Annotated in this window: 22 protein-coding genes; 15 read left to right on the top strand and 7 right to left on the bottom strand. The window is 64.1% G+C overall.

From position 1 onward, the window contains the following. The first annotated feature begins 65 nt into the window (after positions 1-65). The 7 genes from F0Q04_RS20640 (at position 66) to F0Q04_RS20610 (ending at position 6,758) form a co-directional block, all read left to right on the top strand. Positions 66-995: a branched-chain amino acid ABC transporter permease gene (locus F0Q04_RS20640; RefSeq protein WP_182343246.1), complete on the top strand. Its 930-nt coding sequence runs from the start codon at positions 66-68 to the stop codon at positions 993-995. Between the two features lie 10 nt (positions 996-1,005). Further along, a complete protein-coding gene (locus F0Q04_RS20635; protein WP_021027914.1) occupies positions 1,006-2,082 on the top strand; it encodes a branched-chain amino acid ABC transporter permease in 1,077 nt (358 codons plus the stop codon). Positions 2,083-2,097: 15 nt separating this feature from the next. Continuing rightward, positions 2,098-2,877, top strand: a complete 780-nt coding sequence (locus F0Q04_RS20630) for an ABC transporter ATP-binding protein (protein ID WP_116927503.1) — start codon at positions 2,098-2,100, stop codon at positions 2,875-2,877. A 2-nt stretch (positions 2,878-2,879) separates the two neighbouring features. After that, positions 2,880-3,611 carry an ABC transporter ATP-binding protein gene (locus F0Q04_RS20625; RefSeq protein ID WP_116927504.1) on the top strand — a complete coding sequence of 244 codons (732 nt, stop codon included), beginning with the start codon at positions 2,880-2,882 and terminating at the stop codon, positions 3,609-3,611. A 449-nt stretch (positions 3,612-4,060) separates the two neighbouring features. Continuing rightward, the gene (locus F0Q04_RS20620; RefSeq protein ID WP_021027917.1) at positions 4,061-4,708 is read left to right on the top strand and encodes a DUF47 domain-containing protein; all 648 of its coding nucleotides are present in this window, start codon (positions 4,061-4,063) and stop codon (positions 4,706-4,708) included. A 31-nt stretch (positions 4,709-4,739) separates the two neighbouring features. Continuing rightward, a complete protein-coding gene (locus tag F0Q04_RS20615; protein ID WP_116927506.1) occupies positions 4,740-5,750 on the top strand; it encodes an inorganic phosphate transporter in 1,011 nt (336 codons plus the stop codon). A 72-nt stretch (positions 5,751-5,822) separates the two neighbouring features. Next, complete coding sequence (locus F0Q04_RS20610; RefSeq protein ID WP_116927559.1) at positions 5,823-6,758, top strand: alpha/beta hydrolase; 936 nt, start codon at positions 5,823-5,825, stop codon at positions 6,756-6,758. An 18-nt stretch (positions 6,759-6,776) separates the two neighbouring features. Here the strand turns inward: F0Q04_RS20610 and F0Q04_RS20605 are convergent, their stop codons facing one another. After that, positions 6,777-7,256 (bottom strand): TM2 domain-containing protein, encoded by a 480-nt coding sequence (locus F0Q04_RS20605; RefSeq protein WP_232539424.1) that lies wholly within the window; start codon positions 7,254-7,256, stop codon positions 6,777-6,779. A gap of 16 nt (positions 7,257-7,272) precedes the next feature. Further along, a complete protein-coding gene (locus F0Q04_RS20600; RefSeq protein ID WP_116927507.1) occupies positions 7,273-7,800 on the bottom strand; it encodes a GNAT family N-acetyltransferase in 528 nt (175 codons plus the stop codon). Between the two features lie 107 nt (positions 7,801-7,907). On the opposite strand from F0Q04_RS20600, the gene rpsP reads away from it, so the two are divergent. The 6 genes from rpsP (at position 7,908) to F0Q04_RS20570 (ending at position 12,030) form a co-directional block, all read left to right on the top strand. Further along, on the top strand, positions 7,908-8,159 hold the full coding sequence (rpsP, locus tag F0Q04_RS20595; RefSeq protein ID WP_116927508.1) for a 30S ribosomal protein S16: 252 nt from the start codon (positions 7,908-7,910) through the stop codon (positions 8,157-8,159). A gap of 103 nt (positions 8,160-8,262) precedes the next feature. After that, on the top strand, positions 8,263-8,835 hold the full coding sequence (rimM, locus tag F0Q04_RS20590) for a ribosome maturation factor RimM (protein ID WP_116927509.1): 573 nt from the start codon (positions 8,263-8,265) through the stop codon (positions 8,833-8,835). Positions 8,836-8,874: 39 nt separating this feature from the next. After that, positions 8,875-9,651, top strand: coding sequence for a tRNA (guanosine(37)-N1)-methyltransferase TrmD (gene trmD, locus F0Q04_RS20585; protein WP_182343244.1), 777 nt, complete (start codon positions 8,875-8,877; stop codon positions 9,649-9,651). Between the two features lie 133 nt (positions 9,652-9,784). After that, on the top strand, positions 9,785-10,168 hold the full coding sequence (rplS, locus tag F0Q04_RS20580) for a 50S ribosomal protein L19 (RefSeq protein WP_027011119.1): 384 nt from the start codon (positions 9,785-9,787) through the stop codon (positions 10,166-10,168). A gap of 93 nt (positions 10,169-10,261) precedes the next feature. Continuing rightward, positions 10,262-11,005, top strand: coding sequence for a CoA pyrophosphatase (locus F0Q04_RS20575; protein WP_116927511.1), 744 nt, complete (start codon positions 10,262-10,264; stop codon positions 11,003-11,005). A 47-nt stretch (positions 11,006-11,052) separates the two neighbouring features. After that, entirely contained in the window at positions 11,053-12,030 is a 978-nt protein-coding gene (locus tag F0Q04_RS20570) for a CobD/CbiB family protein (RefSeq protein ID WP_182343242.1), read from the top strand. A 4-nt stretch (positions 12,031-12,034) separates the two neighbouring features. Here the strand turns inward: F0Q04_RS20570 and F0Q04_RS20565 are convergent, their stop codons facing one another. Then, entirely contained in the window at positions 12,035-13,201 is a 1,167-nt protein-coding gene (locus tag F0Q04_RS20565) for an MFS transporter (RefSeq protein WP_182343240.1), read from the bottom strand. A 174-nt stretch (positions 13,202-13,375) separates the two neighbouring features. Between F0Q04_RS20565 and F0Q04_RS20560 the strand changes: the two genes are divergently transcribed. After that, positions 13,376-14,341: a LysR family transcriptional regulator gene (locus F0Q04_RS20560; RefSeq protein WP_116927514.1), complete on the top strand. Its 966-nt coding sequence runs from the start codon at positions 13,376-13,378 to the stop codon at positions 14,339-14,341. Between the two features lie 17 nt (positions 14,342-14,358). Here the strand turns inward: F0Q04_RS20560 and rsgA are convergent, their stop codons facing one another. Genes rsgA through F0Q04_RS20545 form a run of 3 tightly spaced genes read right to left on the bottom strand, consistent with a single transcriptional unit; the run spans position 14,359 to position 16,974 of the window. Continuing rightward, positions 14,359-15,342, bottom strand: coding sequence for a ribosome small subunit-dependent GTPase A (gene rsgA / locus F0Q04_RS20555; RefSeq protein ID WP_021027930.1), 984 nt, complete (start codon positions 15,340-15,342; stop codon positions 14,359-14,361). 5 nt (positions 15,343-15,347) lie between these two features. Continuing rightward, positions 15,348-15,692 (bottom strand): 4a-hydroxytetrahydrobiopterin dehydratase, encoded by a 345-nt coding sequence (locus tag F0Q04_RS20550; protein WP_021027931.1) that lies wholly within the window; start codon positions 15,690-15,692, stop codon positions 15,348-15,350. Then, on the bottom strand, positions 15,685-16,974 hold the full coding sequence (locus F0Q04_RS20545; protein WP_420093964.1) for a M48 family metallopeptidase: 1,290 nt from the start codon (positions 16,972-16,974) through the stop codon (positions 15,685-15,687). Before F0Q04_RS20545 ends, F0Q04_RS20550 begins: the two co-directional genes overlap by 8 nt. Before the next feature lie 60 nt (positions 16,975-17,034). On the opposite strand from F0Q04_RS20545, the gene orn reads away from it, so the two are divergent. Next, the gene (gene orn / locus F0Q04_RS20540) at positions 17,035-17,649 is read left to right on the top strand and encodes an oligoribonuclease (RefSeq protein WP_182343238.1); all 615 of its coding nucleotides are present in this window, start codon (positions 17,035-17,037) and stop codon (positions 17,647-17,649) included. Here the strand turns inward: orn and F0Q04_RS20535 are convergent. Next, positions 17,642-18,397 (bottom strand): hypothetical protein, encoded by a 756-nt coding sequence (locus F0Q04_RS20535; RefSeq protein WP_182343236.1) that lies wholly within the window; start codon positions 18,395-18,397, stop codon positions 17,642-17,644. The genes orn and F0Q04_RS20535 overlap by 8 nt on opposite strands. Positions 18,398-18,442: the final 45 nt, after the last annotated feature.

The raw sequence follows: 18,442 nt of genomic DNA, 5'->3' as shown, positions 1-18,442 counted from the left end.
ATCGCGGGAGACCCCCGTTTCATGCAGTTTTCGCTGTTGTGGTTCCAAGCTGAAGGGTTGGTTGTATGGATATTTTGCTGCAGCAGATCATTAATGGTCTGGTATTGGGCAGCATGTACGCTTTGATAGCCTTGGGCTACACCATGGTGTACGGCATTATTCAATTGATTAACTTCGCGCACGGCGAAGTGCTGATGATCGGGGTGCTGACCAGCTGGAGCATCATCGGCGTGATGCAGGAGGCCATGCCGGGAACGCCGGGCTGGGTCATCTTGCTGATAGCGACGCTCATTGCCTGTGTGGTGGCGGCGGTGCTCAATTTCACCATCGAGAAGCTGGCCTACCGGCCGCTGCGCAACAGCCCGCGCCTGGCGCCGCTGATCACCGCGATCGGCATGTCTATCCTGCTGCAGACGCTGGCGATGATCATCTGGAAGCCCAACTACAAGCCCTATCCAACCTTGCTGCCGATGGAGCCCTTTGACCTGGCCGGTGCGGTGATCACGCCGACCCAGATCCTGGTGCTGGGCGTGACGGCCATGGTGCTGGCGGTATTGATGTACCTGGTGAACTACACTCGCCTGGGCCGCGCGATGCGGGCCACGGCAGAGAACCCCCGCGTGGCGGCGCTGATGGGCATCAAGCCCGACATGGTGATCTCGGCCACCTTTGTGATCGGTGCGGTGCTGGCGGCGATCGCCGGCGTGCTCTGGGCCTCGAACTACGGCACGGCGCAGCACACCATGGGCTTTTTGCCTGGCCTCAAGGCCTTTATTGCGGCGGTGTTTGGCGGTATCGGCAACCTGGCCGGCGCCGTGGTGGGTGCGATGATCCTGGGCCTGGTCGAAGCCATTGGCGCGGGCTACATCGGCCAGCTCACCGGAGGCGTGCTGGGCAGCCAGTATGTCGATATCTTCTCGTTCATCGTGCTGATCATCGTGCTGACGCTGCGCCCCTCGGGTCTGCTGGGTGAGCGGGTGGCCGATCGGGCTTAAGGGGAACAGCATGAAGAACAACAAAGCACAGTTCATTGTGGGCGCGATTGCGCTGCTGGTATTGCCGCTGATCCTGCAGTCCTTTGGCAACGCCTGGGTGCGCATTGCCGACCTGGCACTGCTCTATGTCCTGCTGGCCCTGGGCCTGAACATCGTCGTGGGCTTTGCCGGCCTGCTGGACCTGGGCTATGTGGCCTTCTACGCGGTGGGCGCCTATATGCTGGGCCTGATGGCCTCGCCCCACCTGGCCGAGACCTTTGAAGGCTTCAAGGCCATGTTCCCCAATGGCCTGCACACCTCCATCTGGCTGGTGATACCGCTGGCCGCGTTGCTGGCGGCGATAGCGGGGATGATCTTGGGCTTTCCGGTGCTCAAGCTGCGCGGGGACTACCTGGCCATCGTGACCCTGGGTTTTGGCGAGATCATCCGCATCTTCATGCTGAACCTGGACCAGCCCGTCAACATCACCAATGGGCCCAAGGGCCTGGGCCAGATCGACTCGATCAAGATCTTTGGCTTTGACTTTGCCAAGCCGCTGGAGATCGGCAGCTACACGGTCTCGTCGGTCACCTTGTACTACTACCTGTTCCTGCTGCTGGTCGTGGCCAGTGTGGTGATCTGCTACCGCCTGCAGGACTCGCGCATCGGCCGCGCCTGGATGGCCATCCGCGAGGACGAGATTGCCGCCAAGGCCATGGGCATCAACACCCGCAACCTCAAGCTGATGGCCTTTGGCATGGGTGCCACGTTCGGTGGCGTGTCCGGCGCGATGTTTGCCGGCTTCCAGGGTTTTGTCTCGCCCGAGTCCTTCAGCCTGATGGAGTCGATCATGATCGTCGCCATGGTGGTGCTCGGCGGCCTGGGCCATATCCCCGGTGTGATTCTGGGTGCCGTGCTGCTGTCGGCGCTGCCTGAGGTGCTGCGCTATGTGGCCGGCCCGCTGCAGCAGATGACCGATGGCCGTCTGGATGCCTCCATCCTGCGCCAGCTCTTGATTGCGGTGGCGATGATCGTGGTGATGCTGCTGCGCCCACGCGGCCTGTGGCCGGCACCCGAGCATGGCAAGAGCGCGATCCAGAAAGACTGAGCAGGAGAGACGAGCATGACGAACACACAAGCTCCTACACTCAAGGTGGCAGGTATTTCCAAGCGCTTTGGCGGCTTGCAGGCCCTCTCGGATGTGGGTCTGACCATCGAGCGCGGCCAGGTCTATGGCCTGATCGGCCCCAACGGTGCGGGCAAGACCACGTTCTTCAATGTGATCACCGGCCTGTACACGCCCGACAGCGGCAGCTTTGAGCTCGCTGGCAAGCCCTACGAGCCCAAGGCCGTGCACCTGGTGGCCAAGGCCGGCATTGCGCGCACGTTCCAGAACATCCGTCTGTTCTCCGACATGACGGCGCTGGAGAACGTGATGGTGGGCCGCCATGTGCGCAGCCATTCGGGCCTCCTGGGCGCGATCTTTCGCACACCGGGCTTCAAGGCCGAGGAGCGGGCCATTGCGGAGCGTGCCCGCGAGCTGCTCGCCTATGTGGGCATTGAGCGCTATGCCGATTACAAGGCGCGCACCTTGTCTTACGGCGACCAGCGCCGCCTGGAGATTGCGCGCGCGCTGGCCACCGACCCGCAACTGATTGCGCTCGACGAGCCCGCCGCCGGCATGAATGCGACCGAGAAGGTGCAGCTGCGCGAGCTGATCGACCGCATCCGCAACGACAACCGCACGATCTTGCTGATCGAGCATGATGTGAAGCTGGTGATGGGACTGTGCGACCGGGTGACCGTGCTCGACTACGGCAAGCGGCTGGCCGAGGGGTCGCCCGCCGAGGTGCAGAAAGACGAAAAAGTGATTGAGGCCTATCTGGGCACCGGAGGACACTGAGCATGGTTGACAAGACATCCAACCCCGTACTGCTGAAGGTGCGAGGGCTGAAAGTGGCCTATGGGGGCATTCAGGCCGTCAAGGGCGTCGATTTCGAGGTGCATGAGGGCGAGCTGGTATCGCTGATCGGCTCCAACGGTGCGGGCAAGACCACGACGATGAAGGCGGTGACGGCCACGCAGGCCATCAATGACGGGCAGATCGAGTTTCTGGGCGAGAACCTCAAGGGCCGGGGCGCCTGGGACCTGGTGGCCAAGGGCCTGGTGATGGTGCCAGAAGGGCGGGGCGTCTTCACGCGCCAGACCATCACCGACAACCTGATGCTGGGCGCCTACCTGCGCAAGGACAAGGCCGGCATCCAGGCCGATATCGAGAAGATGTTTAACATCTTCCCGCGCCTGCGCGAACGCAAGGACCAGCTGGCGGGCACCATGTCCGGCGGCGAGCAGCAGATGCTGGCGATGGCGCGCGCGCTGATGGCGCAGCCCAAGTTGCTGCTGCTCGATGAGCCATCGATGGGGCTGTCGCCGATCATGGTGGACAAGATCTTCGAGGTGGTGCGCAATGTCTATGCGATGGGCGTGACCATCGTGCTGGTGGAGCAGAACGCCAGCCGCGCGCTGGCCATTGCCGACCGGGGCTATGTGATGGAGTCGGGCATCATCACGATGACCGGCCCGGGCCAGCAGCTGCTGGCCGACCCCAAGGTGCGCGCCGCCTATCTGGGCGAATAGCGGCAGCGCGCATGCATCCCCCAAGCACTGCCCGGCAGTGCTTTTTTTATCGCTGCCGGTTGGCGCGCGCATTGGGCCATCGCCGCGCAAAAACACGGTGGGAGCCGATGGCGGCAAGCGCAAGGTAGCGCGCTTTGGGAGACAGCGCCAGCGCTGCCGTTCTCCCTCTGTACCAGGCGCGGCGGGCAGGGCGCGGGCTGCGCTGTTTTCGGCGTGGCGGCCTCAAATGCGACAAAGAAATGACAATTGCATTTAAAATTGGTGAATTTTGCAGTGCAGCAATGCGCCGTGAATGACAGATTTTGCGCACTGCAAACCGCTGACACCGCTGGCAATTCAAGGAGTTGCAGGGTGGCGGCAGGGCCAGGGAGCGGGGCTGACAAGCCAGATTCCGGCCGGGTGTGCGCAGGTTTTTCCCTTTTTTGCATTGAAACCGAATAGGTGCACCCATGCTCTTTGGCAAACTCTTGCCGCGCGAAGGCAATTTCTTCGAACTGTTCAACCAGCACGCCGACCGCATCGTTGAAGCGGCCCACGCGTTCTCCCAACTGGTGGCCAATTACAACGACCCCCATCTGCGCGAAAAATACAACCAGGACGTGGACAATGCCGAGCGCGCTGCCGACCGCGTGACCCACGAGGTCAACCGCACCTTGCACAAGACCTTCATCACCCCCATCGACCGTGAACAGATCCACTCGCTGATCAACACCATGGACGATGTGGCCGACCTGATCCAGGACTCGGCCGAGACCATGGCGCTCTACGATGTGCGCCACATGACCGAAGAAATCACCCGCCTGACGGACCTGAGCGTCAAGTGCTGCGAGCGCGTGCGTGATGCCGTCAAGATGCTCGACCGCATTGCCGATCCCTCGACCACCGAAGCGGCCATCAAGACCTGCGAAGAGATCGACCGCCTCGAGAGCGATGCCGACCGCGTGATGCGCTCGGCGATGAGCAAGCTGTTCCGCGAGGAGCCCGATGTGCGCGAGGTGATCAAGCTCAAGGCCATCTACGAGCTGCTCGAGACCATCACCGACAAGTGCGAGGATGTGGCCAACCACATCGAAGGCATCATCCTGGAAAACTCCTGATCCGTTGCAGCAAGCAGGAGACTGAACTTCCATGGAACCGATGCAAACAGCCCTGTGGGTGATTGTCGTGCTGGTGGCGCTGGCCATCTTGTTCGACTTCATGAACGGGTTTCATGACGCGGCCAATTCGATTGCGACCGTTGTCTCTACTGGCGTGCTCAAGCCCACCCAAGCGGTGGTGTTTGCGGCATTTTTCAACTTTGTCGCGATCTTTGTCTTCCACCTGAGCGTGGCGGCGACCATCGGCAAAGGCATTGTTCACCCGGGCATTGTCGACACCCATGTGATCTTTGGCGCCCTCGTGGGCGCCATCGCCTGGAACCTGATCACCTGGTACTACGGCATCCCGTCGAGCTCCTCGCATGCGCTGATCGGCGGCATCGTGGGCGCGGTGATTGCGAAGGCGGGCTCGGGCGCGCTGGTCGCCAGCGGCATCTGGAAGACGGTGGCCTTCATCTTTGTCTCTCCGGTGCTGGGCTTTTTGCTCGGCTCGATCATGATGGTGATCGTGGCCTGGCTGTTCCGCCGCACCACGCCGGGCCGGGTCGACAAGTGGTTCCGCCGTCTGCAGCTGGTCTCTGCCGGTGCCTACAGCCTGGGCCACGGCGGCAATGATGCGCAAAAGACCATCGGCATCATCTGGCTGCTGCTGCTGTCCACCGGCTACGCATCGCCCAACGATGCCGATCCTCCTGCCTGGGCCATCATCTCGTGCTATGCGGCCATTGGACTGGGCACGATGTTTGGTGGCTGGCGCATTGTCAAGACCATGGGCCAGAAGATCACCAAGCTCAAGCCCGTCGGCGGCTTCTGCGCCGAAACCGGTGGCGCGATGACCTTGTTCATCGCCACCGCGCTGGGTATCCCCGTGTCGACCACGCACACCATCACCGGCGCCATCGTCGGCGTGGGCTCGACCCAGCGCATGAGCGCAGTGCGCTGGGGTGTGGCCGGCAATATCGTCTGGGCCTGGGTGCTGACCATCCCGGCCAGCGCCTTTGTGGCGGCCTTTGCCTACTGGGTGAGCCTGCAGCTCTATTGATGGTCGCAGTGCGATAGCCAAAAGGCGGCTGGCGGATATGATCTGCCAGCCGTTTTGATTTTTGGCCAAGGCATGACCGACCCCGCACTGACCCCTTCGATCTTTTCGCTGCATCCGCTGGCCTGGGTTGCGGCTGCACTGGCCGTATTGATGCTGGTGGTACTGGCGCTGGCCTGGTGGGCGGCAGGCTGGCTTTCGCAGCCCTACCGCCAGCAGATCGCTGAGCCCCCGGCGGCGCTGGGTGCCAACGCCGTCGAGATCGCCACGGCGCAAGGCATGGTGCGGGGCTGGTATGCAGCGGGCACGCCCGGGCAGGGTGCCGTGCTGCTGCTGCACGGTGTGCGCGCTGACCGGCGTGCGATGCTGCCCCGGGCGCTGGCGCTGCATGCGCGCGGCCATGGGGTGCTGCTGATCGATTTGCCGGCCCATGGCCAAAGCGATGGGGAGATACTGTCCTTCGGGCCCCGGGAGGGCCTGGGCATTGCCGCTGCGCTGGCCTGGTTGCAGGCGCAGCAGCCGACGGAGAGGGTGGCAGTGATCGGCGCATCGCTCGGCGGCGCCGGGCTATTGATGGCGGAGCTGGCGCGGCTGCCCGATGCGGTGGTGCTCGAAGCCGTGTTCCCGAGCATGGTGGCCGCCGTGGACAACCGGGTGCGTGCGGTGCTGGGCTCCTTGACCCCGTTGGCGCCGATTGCCACGCCGTTGTTGCTCTGGCAGATGCCGCTGCGCCTGGGCCTGGATCCCCACCAGCTGCGGCCTATCGACCGCCTGGCCGGTTGGACCCGGCCAGTGATGGTACTGGGCGGCACGCAAGACCGCTACACCCCGCCCGCTGAAACCCGGCAGATGGCGGAGGCCGCAAGCCAGGCGCAGCAGTCGCCGCAACCGCTATGGCTGGTGCCGGGCGCGGCGCATGTGGATCTGCACCAGTTTGCGCCGCAGGCCTATGAGGCGCAGGTGTTTGGCTTTCTCCGCACGCATCTGCAGGTGAATGAGCAATCGCGCTGACCTTGCACAGTTATCCCTTTACTGCGAAATCTTGCGCGCTTCCTCGATCTGGTACTGGAAGTAATGCTCAAAGCTGTAGGCCAGGCTGGCCATCAGGATCGTGGTGCCGATCAAGAGCGAGGCCACGATGCCGAAGATCGTCATCCAGCGGGTGCGGCCGGGCAGCGCGTCCTCGGGCAGGCCGGGGTTGTGGCGGGCGTTCCACTTCTCGGGCGCCATCAACCCGTAGACGATGGCCGTCAGTGCGCAGGCCGCAATGGTAAAGCCCAGCAGCGGCACCAGAACCCAGCTGACCTGGTCGTCAATGCCATGGCTGGCAATGCGCTCCATGCCATACAGGCCCAGCGCTGTGGGGATGGGCAGCATCCAGCCGACCATGTCACCCAGGCCATGCAGGTAGAAGCGGTGCAGGCCCAAAGGCCCGCCCAGAAAGGCCAGCCATGTGGCGAGGGTCTTGCTCTTGCTGCGCGGCATCGCGTGGGTGATGGGGTGGCTCATAGGGTGGGGGGGGTGTTTAGGTGGTGGGGGCGCTGTTGTCGCCATCGCCCAGGGTTTTTTCCATCATCACGATATCCAACCAGCGGCCAAATTTCCAGCCCACCGAGCGCATCACGCCCACCTGGGTAAAACCGGCTGCGCGGTGCACACCGACCGAGCCGGCGTTGTTGGAGTCCCCGATCACGGCGATGAGCTTGCGCACGCCAGCTGCCTCGCAGTGGTCGATCAAGGCGTTCATCAAGAGGCGCCCCAGGCCCCGGCCATGTTGCCCATCGGCCACATAGATCGAGTCCTCGGCCGAGAAGCGGTAGGCCGGCCGGGCCTTGAACCAGTTCGCATAGGCAAAGCCCAGGATCTGGCCGTCGGCGTCCTCGGCGACCAGGTAGGGCAGCTGGCGCGACAATACCTCGTCACGGCGCCGGGACATTTCTGCTTCGCTGGGGGCTTCGGTCTCGAAGCTGCCCGTGCCATGCAGCACATGGTGGGCATAAATGCGGGTGATGGCGGGGAGATCCTGGGGGATGCTGGCACGAACACTTGGCATGGTTGAAATAAGTTTGTATAATTTGCGGCTTTACTGCGTGTCGCTGGCCGGGTGGCTAGTTGCGTGTCTCAAACGTGGTAAGAAAACTAACCACCCGAAGGATTATTATGGTCGTTATTCGACTCTCCCGCGGCGGCTCCAAGGCCCGTCCGTTCTACAACATCGTCGTTGCTGACAAGCGCGTGCGCCGTGACGGCTCGTTCATCGAGCGCGTGGGTTTCTACAACCCACTGGCCAAGGAAGGCGTTGAAGGCCTGCGCGTTGCTCTGGACCGCGTGGCTTACTGGAAGAGCGTTGGTGCTCAGGCTTCCACCACCGTGGACCGTCTGGTCAAGCAAGCTGCTGCCAAGGCTGCTTAATTTGCCTCTCTCATCACGGGTGGTGCTTCGGTACCATTCGTGCATGCGGGCCGCTGCTGCGATGAGCACTGCGGCCCGTTTTTTATTGCCCTGTTGAACTGCCATGCCCGCTACCGAGTTGTTGTTAAGCCCTGCCACCTTGCCCGATGACGCCATTGAAGTGGCGCGCATTGCCGATGCCTGGGGCGTCAAGGGCTGGTTCAAGGTGATTGCCCTCAGCCCCGACCCGCAGGCGCTGCTCAAATCCAAGCTGTGGTTCATCCAGCCGCCCGAGAAGGGCGCACGCCACTTCCAGGGCGTTGCTCAGCTCGAGATGCGCCAAGCGCGTTTCCATGGCGATGGTATGGTGGGCTGGGCCCAGGGCGTGGACGACCGCGACCAGGCCGAAAAACTCAAAGGTGCGCGGGTGTTCATCTCGCGCGCCGATTTCCCCAAGACCGATGACGGCGAGTACTACTGGGTGGACCTGCTGGGTCTGGCCGTGGTCAACCGTGAAGGCGTGGCGCTGGGCACCGTGAGCGACCTGATGGCCTCGGGCCCCCAGACCGTGCTGGTGCTGAACTACGAAGAAGACGGCAAGACGCAGGAGCGCCTGATTCCGTTTGTCGGCGCCTTTGTCGACGAGGTCTCGCTGCCCACCAAGCGCATCACGGTCGACTGGCAGCCGGACTACTGATCGTGCCGGACACGCAGGCCGCCAGCGGGGAGAATTTCTATGCGCTTTGACATCATCACCTTGTTCCCCGAGCTGTTCGGTCCCTTTGTCGAGGTGGGCGTGACGCGCCGTGCCTACAGCAGCGGCCAGGTGGCGGTGCAGTGCTGGAACCCGCGCGATTACGCCCCAGGCAACTACCGCCGCGTCGATGACCGCCCCTTTGGCGGCGGCCCCGGCATGGTGATGATGGCCCAGCCGCTGGCCGACTGCCTGGCCGCCATCCGCGAAGCGCGTGCCGAGGCGCAGCCCGCGCCGCTGGTGCTGTTCTCGCCGATTGGCGAGCGTATCGACCATGCCCAGGTGCAGCGCTGGTCCGATTCGCAGGGTGCCATCTTGCTGTGCGGCCGCTACGAGGGCGTGGACCAGCGCTTTATTGACCGCCATGTCGATGTGCAGCTGAGCCTGGGCGATTTTGTGCTCTCGGGCGGCGAGATTGCCGCGATGGCCTTGCTTGACGCCGTGGCCCGCCTGCAACCCGGTGTGCTGCATGACGAGGGCAGCCACCAGTTCGACAGCTTCAACCCCGCGCTCGACGGTCTGTTGGATTGCCCCCACTACACCCGGCCCGAGGTCTGGGAGGGCGAGCCGGTGCCCGCAGCCCTGCTGTCGGGCCACCATGCCAATATCGAGCGCTGGCGCCGCGAGCAAAGCCTGCGCAACACGGCCATCCACCGCCCTGAGCTGCTGGACCGGGCGCGCAGCCGCAAGCAGCTCAGCCGCAAGGATGAGCAGCTGCTGGCCAGTGCCGATTTGGTAAATTTGGCAAAACCGCTATAATTGCTAGTTTTACGATCCTCTACACGGCCGCTTTTTTCAATGGTGAGAGAAGCAACACGCCGCAGATGCCCAGCACACCGTGCCGGGCGCGGCTGCCAAATTCATGGCGCGCGTATGATCGTTGGATGAAACCATGAACCTGATCCAGATTCTCGAGCAAGAAGAAATTGCTCGCCTGAACAAGACCATTCCTGAATTTGCCCCTGGCGATACCGTGATCGTGAGTGTGAACGTTGTTGAAGGTACGCGCAAGCGCGTGCAGGCTTACGAAGGCGTGGTGATTGCCAAGCGCAATCGCGGTCTGAACAGCGGCTTCACCGTGCGCAAGATCTCCAGCGGCGAAGGCGTGGAACGTACGTTCCAAACCTACAGCCCTATGATCGCCGGTATCGAAGTCAAGCGCCGCGGCGATGTGCGCCGTGCCAAGCTGTACTACCTGCGTGAACGCAGCGGCAAGTCGGCTCGTATCAAGGAAAAGCTGCCAGCACGCAAGGCAGCACCTGTGGCAGCTGCGTAATCACGCTGCGACAGAGCCCAGTGCTGAAAGCCGCTACAGTGCAAGCTGTGGCGGCTTTTTTACATGGGCCACCGTGCTTGCTGCCTGTTGTCTATGTCTAACGCCTCCTCCCTCTCGCCTTCATCACCGCCCGCCGCCGCTGCGCGGGTGTCGTCCATCATGGACCCGCGCCGCGCGCCGGTCGTGCAGATCGACTCGGCCCTGCCGGCGGTCGCTCCGCGCCTGTTGCGGGCCGATTCGCTGCGCCAGGCTTTTGTCGCCCATCCCCATGGCGGTGAGCCGGAAATCTTCCGCGAGCGCAGCTGGACGGACCGGCCCCCGGCCAAGGCCGCCGTGCTGGTAGCACTGGTGCAGCGCCAGGAGATGCATGTGCTGCTGACCCAGCGTAGCGCCGGCCTGACGAACCATTCGGGGCAGATTGCCTTTCCTGGCGGCCGCCAGGACCCGGAGGACCGTGATATCAACGACACCGCGCTGCGCGAGGCCTGGGAAGAGGTGGGACTGGCGCGCGAGCGGGTTGAAATCATTGGCCGCCTGCCCGAGTACGCGACCGGCTCGGGCTTTGAGGTGACGCCCATCGTCGGGCTGGTGCAGCCACCGCTTAGCCTGCAGGCCAACCCGGGCGAGGTGGACGAGGTGTTCGAGGTGCCGCTGTCCTTCTTGATGAACCCTGCGCACCACCGCTGGCAGCAGCTCGATACACCCGAGTTCAGCCGGCGCTGGCTGTCGATGCCCTATGACGATCCCGCATCGGGCCAGCAGCGCTTTATCTGGGGGGCAACGGCCAGCATGCTGCGCAATTTGTACCGGTTTTTGGCCTTTCCACCCGCTTCCTAGTTTGTAACGGCTTGTGTGATACATCACAGCCGGTATGATCACTGTCCATGAGTTTTTTCGCCACGCTGATGGCCCTGCTGCTGGAGCAGGCCAAATCCCTGTCTCGCGACAATCCGGTTTATGCCGGTGTGCGGGCCTGGGTGCAATGGCTCAGCCGCAACCTCGATGCCGGCGAGCAGCGCCACGGCTGGCTGGCCTGGAGCGTGGCGGTACTGCTGCCCACGGCCCTGGCCATGGGCATGCACTGGCTGCTGGTGGCCCTGGTGGGCTGGCCCCTGGCGATGGCCTGGCATGTGCTGGTGCTGTATGTGACCTTGGGCTTTCGCCAGTTCAGCCACCATTTCACGCGCATCCGCCATGCGCTGGAGTCCGGCGATGAGGACCAGGCGCGCCAGTACCTGGCCGACTGGCAGCAGGTCAACGCCGATGATCTGCCGCGCCGCGAGATCGTGCGCCATGTGATCGAGTACTCGGTGCTGGCCGCGCACCGCCATGTGTTTGGCGTGCTGGCCTGCTACTCCATCGGCTCGGCACTGGGCCTGGGGCCTGCCGGCGCGGTGTTTTTCCGCATGGCTGAATACGCCTCGCGCTTTGCGCGCCCATCGGTGCAGCCCGCGGTCATGGTGCAAGGCGCTTTCGAGACGGTTGCGGCCAAGGCCTGGTCCATCGTGGACTGGCTGCCTTCCCGGCTCACGGCGCTGAGCTTTGCCGTGGTGGGCAATTTTGAAGAGGCCATCGACGGCTGGCGCTTTCAGACCCAGCATTTCCCCAATGACAACGATGGCGTGATCCTGGCCGCGACCGCCGGTGCCATCGACATCCGCCTGGGCGGGGTGGCCTTGCGCGCCCGCAGCGTCGATATCGATGCCGCCGCGCCCCTGCAGATCCAGGGCGATGGCGCCACCACCCCCGGCCGTGACCCGGAAGTGGCCCACCTGCGCAGCGTGGTGGGCCTGGTGTGGCGCTCCGTCGTGGTCTGGATGCTGCTCTTGGCGCTGCTCACCTTGGCGCGCCTGCTGGGGTAATAGCTCAGGCCGTCTGCAGTGCAGCGGCAGGGCTGCGGCGCTGGCCCATTGCCACCAGCACCAGGCCGATGGCCGACAGCGCTGCAGCGCCCCAGATGATCGACAGCAGGCCTGCGCCGGCAATCAGGCTGCCGCCCACCCAGGCACCCAGCGCATTGCCCAGATTGAAGGCCGCAATGTTCAGGCTGGAGGCCAGCGTCGCACCCTGGCTGCCCACGCCTTGCATCACCCGCATCTGCATGGGGGCGACGGTGGCAAAGGCGACAACACCCAGCACGGTCACATAGGCCATGGCCACGGCAGCCGAGATGCCAAAGGCCCAGCGGCCCGCCAACAACACGGCCACCAGGGCGCCCAGGGTGATCCATAGCGCGCGCACCACGCCCCGGTCGGCCAGCTTGCCGCCGGCAATATTGCCCACGGCCGAGCCGGCGCCAAACAGCAGCAGGCTCAGCGCCACGCCGGTGTTTCCCATCTGGGTGATCTGCGAGAGCAGCGGCTCCACATAGGTGTAGAGCGCAAACACACCACCAAAGCCAAACACCGTCATGCCCAGGCCCAGCCACAGGGGCGTGCTCGCCAGGATGGACAGCTCATCGCGCAGCGCAGCAGGTGCGGCCTGCTGGAGCTTGCTGGGCACGAAGGCGGCCAGAATGCCCAGCGCGACCACGCCGATCACGGCCACGGCGGCAAAGGCCATGCGCCAGCCAAAATGCTGGCCGATCCAGGTGCCGGCCGGCACGCCCAGCAAGGTGGCCAGGGTCAGGCCCGAGAACATCAGCGCAATGGCCGAGGCCTGCTTGTCCTTGGCGACCAGGCCGGTAGCCACCACGGCCCCCACGCCAAAGAAGGTGCCATGGGTGAGCGAGGTGAGCATGCGCGCGCCCATCAGCCAGCCATAGCTGGGGGCCATGGCCGCAGTGATGTTGCCCGCGATAAAGATCAGCATCAGGCCCAGCAGCAGCCATTTGCGCGGCCAGTGGCGCGTGGCCAGGGTGAGCACGGGCGCGCCGATGGCCACGCCAAAGGCGTAGCCGGAAATCAGGGTGCCGGCCGTGGGGATGCTGATGCCCAGGTCCTGGCTGACCTGGGTGAGCAGGCCCATGATGATGAATTCGGTGGTGCCGATGCCAAAGGCACCGGCGGCGAGTGCCAGCAATGAGACAGGCATGGGAGGATTCCTTGTGTGTTGGGGCGAAGGCCGGATGACCGTCACTGAGGAATGGGATTGTGAAGCGCGGCCTGATTCTTGTGTAGCCGGAACAGTGGAAAGGTATTTGTTCCCAAACGGAATAAATAAAGGCAGAATTTGCCACCACCATCTGGCGCTATGACGCTTTTGACCATGCGCAACCCTGCTTTTCCCGCCAGCCCGACCTTCGAGACCAACCGCTCCGGCGAGCTGGAGGTGTTTGTGCAGGTGGCCGAACACGGCAGCTTCTCGGCAGCGGCCCGCCACCTGGGTGTGTCGCCGTCGGCCACCAGCAAGATCGTCGCGCGCATGGAGGCACGCCTGGGCGCGCAGCTGCTGCTGCGCAGCACGCGCCGCGTGCAGCTGACGCCCGAGGGCCGCCAGCTCTACGAGCGTGGCCAGCGCGTGCTGGCCGATCTGCAGGAGGCCGAAGCGGCTGCATCTTTGCGCAGCACGCCCAAGGGCGTCGTGCGCATCAACTCCAGCTCATCGACCGGGCAGGCCATCCTGGTGCCGCTGGTGGGCCGGCTGATGCAGCAGTACCCCGGCCTGGTGCTGGACCTGAGCTTTACCGACGAGGTGGTGGACCTGATGGAGGCACGGGCCGATATCGCGATCCGCTGGGGCAAGCTGCCCGCCTCGGACATGGTGGCCCGCCTCTTGGGCCATACCCGCCAGGTCATTGTGGCAGCACCCGCGTATCTGGATGCCCATGGTGTGCCCACGCACCCCGATATGCTGGGCGGCCATGTGCGCATTGGCTGGAACTACCAGCGCACGGTGCCGCACTGGCCGTTCCGGCTGGCGGGCCAGGATGTGGAGGTCGCCATTGGCGAGCTGCTGCGCGTCAACGATGGCGATGTGATGCGTAACCTGGCTGTCGAAGGCGTGGGCCTGGCGCGGCTGTCGCTGTTCCACGCCTGGCACGATATCGCTGCGGGCCGGTTGCAGGTGGTGCTGGAGGCCTTCAACACCGGTGTGCTGGAACCCATCCATGCGGTCTACCTGGGCAAGCCCGAGCGCCTGCCGTCGCGCACCCGGGCAGTGCTTGATTTTCTAAAGGCCCATGTGGACCTGGGCCATGCCGAGACCTTGCCCAAGCAGTGGTGCCGGGGCTGAGGTCTGTCGTAACAGGCTCAGTAAGCGCTCAGATTGAGCTCGTCAAACAGCTCGCTGTAGATGCGGTAGCGGTTGTCGCTGATCGGCAGCTCGGCATGGCCGTTTTGCACCGCATGGATGACGCCGCAGCCGGGCTCGTGCAAATGCGTGCAGTTGTAGAACTTGCACTCCTTGGCATGGGCGCCGATGTCGGGCATGCAGGCGGCCAGCTGCGTGGGCGCGATGTGGTAGAGGCCAAACTCCTGGAAACCGGGCGAGTCGATCAGCGCGGTCTTGCGCGCCTCGTCCACCCAGTACAGGGTCGTGCTGGTGGTCGTGTGCTTGCCGGTGTTCAGCGCCTGCGAGATCTCGTTGGTCGCCACATTGGCGCCCGGTATCAGCAGGTTGATGAGCGTGCTCTTGCCCACGCCCGAGGGGCCGAGCACCAAGGTGGTCTTGCCTTCGAGCAGGCCGTAGATGGCATCACGGTCTTCCTCGTCGGCGCCTTCCAGCGCAAAGGGCAGCACCATGTAGTGCGGCGGGTCCTCGGCCTGGTCGCGCATCGTGCGGTAGGGCTCCAGCCGCTCCCAGGCGCGCAAAAAGGGCTCTTCCAGGTCCATCTTGTTGAGCGCAATGATGGGCGTGATGTGCGCCGCTTCTGCCGCAATCAGCGCGCGTGCCAGCTGCACCTCGCTGAAGACCGGCTCGGCCGCGATCAGGATCAGCAGCTGGTCCAGGTTGGCGGCAAAGGTCTTGGTGCGGATGTCGTCCTGGCGGTAGAAGACATTGCGCCGCTCCAGCACTTTCTCTATCGTGCCTTCCTCGCCCTGGCCGGGCGGCGGGGCCAGCCAGCGCACCTGGTCGCCGACCACGGCCTGGCTCTTCTTGCCCCGGGGGTGGCAGATGCGGCGCACGCCGTCCGGGGTTTCGACCACACAGTGGCGGCCATAGCTGGCCACGACCAGGCCCGTCTGCGTACCCGTCTGGCTGGGCGCGCTGGCGCGTCTTGCAGGTTTTGCCATGTCTCTCAGGCCAGCTGCAGCATGGCTTCGATGCGGCGCGCACATTCGAAGTCGGTGACCGACAGCCCATGCACATCATGGGTGTTGAAGCGCACCACGCAGCGGTTGTAGTGCACCGACAGGTCTGGATGGTGGTCCTGCGTATGGGCCACCAGCGCGACCCCATTCACAAAGGCCATGGTCTCGTAGTAGTTGGCAAAGCGGAAGGTCTTCTCGATGGCCACCTCGGCGCCATCACCGCTCAGCACCCAACCGGTCAGTGGGCTCAGCTGGGTCACCACCTCGGAGGCGGACAGCGCGCGGCGGCTTTGGGTGGACCAGTCTTGTTGGGGCAGGTGGGATTCAGTCATGGGCCAATTGTTGCATGTGGCGGATACGCTCTACGGCGGGCGGGTGCGAATAGTAATAGCGCACATAGACCGGGTCGGGCGTCAGGGTCGAGGCATTGTCCTCGTAGAGCTTGAGCAGGGCCGACTGCAAATCGGCCGCGCGCGTCTGCTGGACGGCATAGGCATCGGCCTCGAACTCGTGCTTGCGCGACGAGTGCGCCATCAGCGGCGAGACAAAGCTGCTGAACACCGGCACGGCCAGCATGAACAGCAGCAGCGCCAGTGCATCGTTGGGGCTGGCGCCGGGCACGCCCGGGATGTTCAGGTTGGGCGTCACGCCCAGGCCGGTGTAGAACCAGCCCTGCTGCGACAGCCAGCCCAGCAGCGCAAAGCCCAGCAAAGTCAGGCCAAACAGGCCCAGCATGCGCTTGAGGATGTGCCTGTGCTTGAAGTGGCCCAGCTCATGGGCGAGCACCGCTTCGACCTCGTCGCCATTGAGCTTGTGCAGCAAGGTGTCGAAAAACACCACGCGCTTGCTGGCACCAAAGCCGGTGAAATAGGCATTGGCATGCGCACTGCGGCGGCTGCCATCCATCACAAACAGGCCCTTGGCCGCAAAGCCGCAGCGCTGCATCAGCGCCTGCACGCGGGCCTTGAGGCTCTCGTCCTCCAGTGGCTGGAACTTGTTGAACAGCGGCGCGATGAAGGCCGGATAGATGACCATCAGCAGCAGGTTGAAGCCCACCCAGAAGGCCCAGGCCCAGAGCCACCACCACTGGCCGGCCGATCCCATCAGCCACAGGATGACGGCCAGAATGGGCAGGCCCACCAGCGCGCCCATGACCGTGCCTTTGACCAGGTCGGCTAGCCACAGGCCGGGCGTCATCTTGTTGAAGCCAAAACGCTGCTCCAGCACAAAGGTCTGGTAGTAGCTGGCCGGCAGATCGATGAGGCCGCTGATCAGCGCAAAGGCGGCGACCAGGGCCAGCTGCTGCCACATGCCGCCACCCAGCGCTTCCAGCAGACTGGCGTTGAGCAGATCCAGGCCCCCCAGCAGGGTCCAGCCCAGCAGCGCAGCCGTGCCGATGGCCAGCCCCAGCAGCCCAAAGCGGGTCTTGGCGATCGTGTAGTCAGCCGCCTTGTGGTGCGCTGCCAGGCTGATGCGGTCGGCAAACAGGGCAGGGACCGCATCGCGGTGGGCGGCCACATGGCGCATCTGGCGGCTGGCCAGCCAGAGTTTGGTCAGCACACTGGCAGCCAGTGCGATCGCGAATAGCAGGGTGAACAGCAGCGATAGAGTCACAAGTGGGGGTGTTGGTTGGCGAATACCGGACAGTGTAGGGCATAGGCGACAATCGCCCCCATGCAAAACAAGAACACCCTGGATACGCCGCTGGCACCCGTGCCCGAGCTGGCCAAGTCCGATCTGAACCTGGTCTGGCTCGACTGCGAAATGACCGGTTTGAACCCGCAAGAGCACCGCGTGATCGAGATCGCGCTGGTGGTCACCAATGCCGATCTGAGCGTGCGCGTCGAAGGGCCGGTGATTGCGATCCACCAAAGCGATGAGGAGCTGGCCAAGATGGATGCCTGGAACCGCGGCACCCATGGCCGCAGCGGCCTGACAGAGCGGGTCAAGGCCTCGCAGATCGACGAGGCCACTGCGCAGGCCGAGGTGCTGCGCTTCATGAAACGCTACGTGCCCAAGGCCAAGGTGCCCATGTGCGGCAACAGCATTGGCCAGGACCGCCGTTTTCTGGCGCGCTACATGCCCGATCTGGAGGCCTACTTCCACTACCGCAATGTCGATGTGAGCACGCTCAAGGAGCTGGCACGGCGCTGGCGCCCCGAGCTGGTCACCGGCTTCAAGAAGGCGCAAAAGCACACCGCGCTGGCCGATGTGCATGAGTCGATCGACGAATTACGGTACTACCGGACGCATTTTCTGCAGCTGGCGCCCGTAGCCGCGGCTACTTGATGTCGAAGCGGTTGACCTGGCTGGTCTCCGTCACCAAGGTGTCGGTTTTTCCGGCTTTGCGGGTGCTGGCGCTCTCCTTGAGCGTGAGCCCGCGATAAGGGCCCGCTGATGCCACCCAGGTGGTGGCCTGCGTCTCTCGGGTCTCGTCTGGTTTGCCTTCCTGGCTGGCCGCAACCGTGCTGAGGAAGCGGCAGGCCTCCACCGTACCGAGCGCCGTGGTGATGGTTTCTCTGCCTTCGTAGGTTCGGGTCTCGGCCAGCGTGGTCACGGTCTTTGTTTCTCCGGCAGAGGTCGAGAGGCTATCCGTTTGTACGATGGTTTGGGAGGTGGTCTGGCCGGGCGCCATCGCCATAAGCGACTGGCGGGGCGGGGCCAGGCTTTGGCGGCTGGTGGCGCCAATATTGAAGGCGTTGTAGCCGTGGTAGAGCAGCGCACCGCCCTCGATGCTGTAGTGCAGGCTGGCGCGCCCGTTGTCTGGCGCGGGACTGATGTAAATATGGTTGATGCCGTTCTCTACCGCCTGGCTGGTCACCCACTGGTAGACAAGGTTGGTCGAGGCCGGCGCACCATTCAAGCGGCTGCTCTGGCTGGTGTAGATCTGCGTGTCCTGGCGGTAAAAGCCGGCGTTGAAGCAGTCGCTGGAGTCCTTGGCTGCTTCTGGACTGTCGCTGCCGCCGCCGCAAGCGGCCAGCAGGGCGGCGCTGAGAAAGCCAGTCATGGTGGTGCAGGTGCGTGAATAGCGGGTCATGCGGTCTCCTTTTATGATGTCGGGCCCATCCTAGGACAAGCATGT

Source organism: Comamonas koreensis (assembly GCF_014076495.1).
Taxonomy (GTDB): domain Bacteria; phylum Pseudomonadota; class Gammaproteobacteria; order Burkholderiales; family Burkholderiaceae_C; genus Comamonas; species Comamonas squillarum.
This window is presented reverse-complemented; position numbering and strand designations above follow the sequence as displayed.

Coding starts and splice junctions, on each gene's coding strand:
- F0Q04_RS20610 (WP_116927559.1), top strand. CDS start 5,823: ATGACCGACCCCGCACTGACCCCTTCGATCTTTTCGCTGCATCCGCTG.
- F0Q04_RS20635 (WP_021027914.1), top strand. CDS start 1,006: ATGAAGAACAACAAAGCACAGTTCATTGTGGGCGCGATTGCGCTGCTG.
- F0Q04_RS20640 (WP_182343246.1), top strand. CDS start 66: ATGGATATTTTGCTGCAGCAGATCATTAATGGTCTGGTATTGGGCAGC.
- F0Q04_RS20605 (WP_232539424.1), bottom strand. CDS start 7,256: ATGAGCCACCCCATCACCCACGCGATGCCGCGCAGCAAGAGCAAGACC.
- rplS (WP_027011119.1), top strand. CDS start 9,785: ATGAACCTGATCCAGATTCTCGAGCAAGAAGAAATTGCTCGCCTGAAC.
- F0Q04_RS20565 (WP_182343240.1), bottom strand. CDS start 13,201: ATGCCTGTCTCATTGCTGGCACTCGCCGCCGGTGCCTTTGGCATCGGC.
- F0Q04_RS20550 (WP_021027931.1), bottom strand. CDS start 15,692: ATGACTGAATCCCACCTGCCCCAACAAGACTGGTCCACCCAAAGCCGC.
- rpsP (WP_116927508.1), top strand. CDS start 7,908: ATGGTCGTTATTCGACTCTCCCGCGGCGGCTCCAAGGCCCGTCCGTTC.
- rimM (WP_116927509.1), top strand. CDS start 8,263: ATGCCCGCTACCGAGTTGTTGTTAAGCCCTGCCACCTTGCCCGATGAC.
- F0Q04_RS20560 (WP_116927514.1), top strand. CDS start 13,376: ATGCGCAACCCTGCTTTTCCCGCCAGCCCGACCTTCGAGACCAACCGC.
- F0Q04_RS20630 (WP_116927503.1), top strand. CDS start 2,098: ATGACGAACACACAAGCTCCTACACTCAAGGTGGCAGGTATTTCCAAG.
- F0Q04_RS20625 (WP_116927504.1), top strand. CDS start 2,880: ATGGTTGACAAGACATCCAACCCCGTACTGCTGAAGGTGCGAGGGCTG.
- F0Q04_RS20535 (WP_182343236.1), bottom strand. CDS start 18,397: ATGACCCGCTATTCACGCACCTGCACCACCATGACTGGCTTTCTCAGC.
- F0Q04_RS20600 (WP_116927507.1), bottom strand. CDS start 7,800: ATGCCAAGTGTTCGTGCCAGCATCCCCCAGGATCTCCCCGCCATCACC.
- F0Q04_RS20615 (WP_116927506.1), top strand. CDS start 4,740: ATGGAACCGATGCAAACAGCCCTGTGGGTGATTGTCGTGCTGGTGGCG.
- orn (WP_182343238.1), top strand. CDS start 17,035: ATGCAAAACAAGAACACCCTGGATACGCCGCTGGCACCCGTGCCCGAG.
- F0Q04_RS20575 (WP_116927511.1), top strand. CDS start 10,262: ATGTCTAACGCCTCCTCCCTCTCGCCTTCATCACCGCCCGCCGCCGCT.
- F0Q04_RS20620 (WP_021027917.1), top strand. CDS start 4,061: ATGCTCTTTGGCAAACTCTTGCCGCGCGAAGGCAATTTCTTCGAACTG.
- rsgA (WP_021027930.1), bottom strand. CDS start 15,342: ATGGCAAAACCTGCAAGACGCGCCAGCGCGCCCAGCCAGACGGGTACG.
- F0Q04_RS20570 (WP_182343242.1), top strand. CDS start 11,053: ATGAGTTTTTTCGCCACGCTGATGGCCCTGCTGCTGGAGCAGGCCAAA.
- trmD (WP_182343244.1), top strand. CDS start 8,875: ATGCGCTTTGACATCATCACCTTGTTCCCCGAGCTGTTCGGTCCCTTT.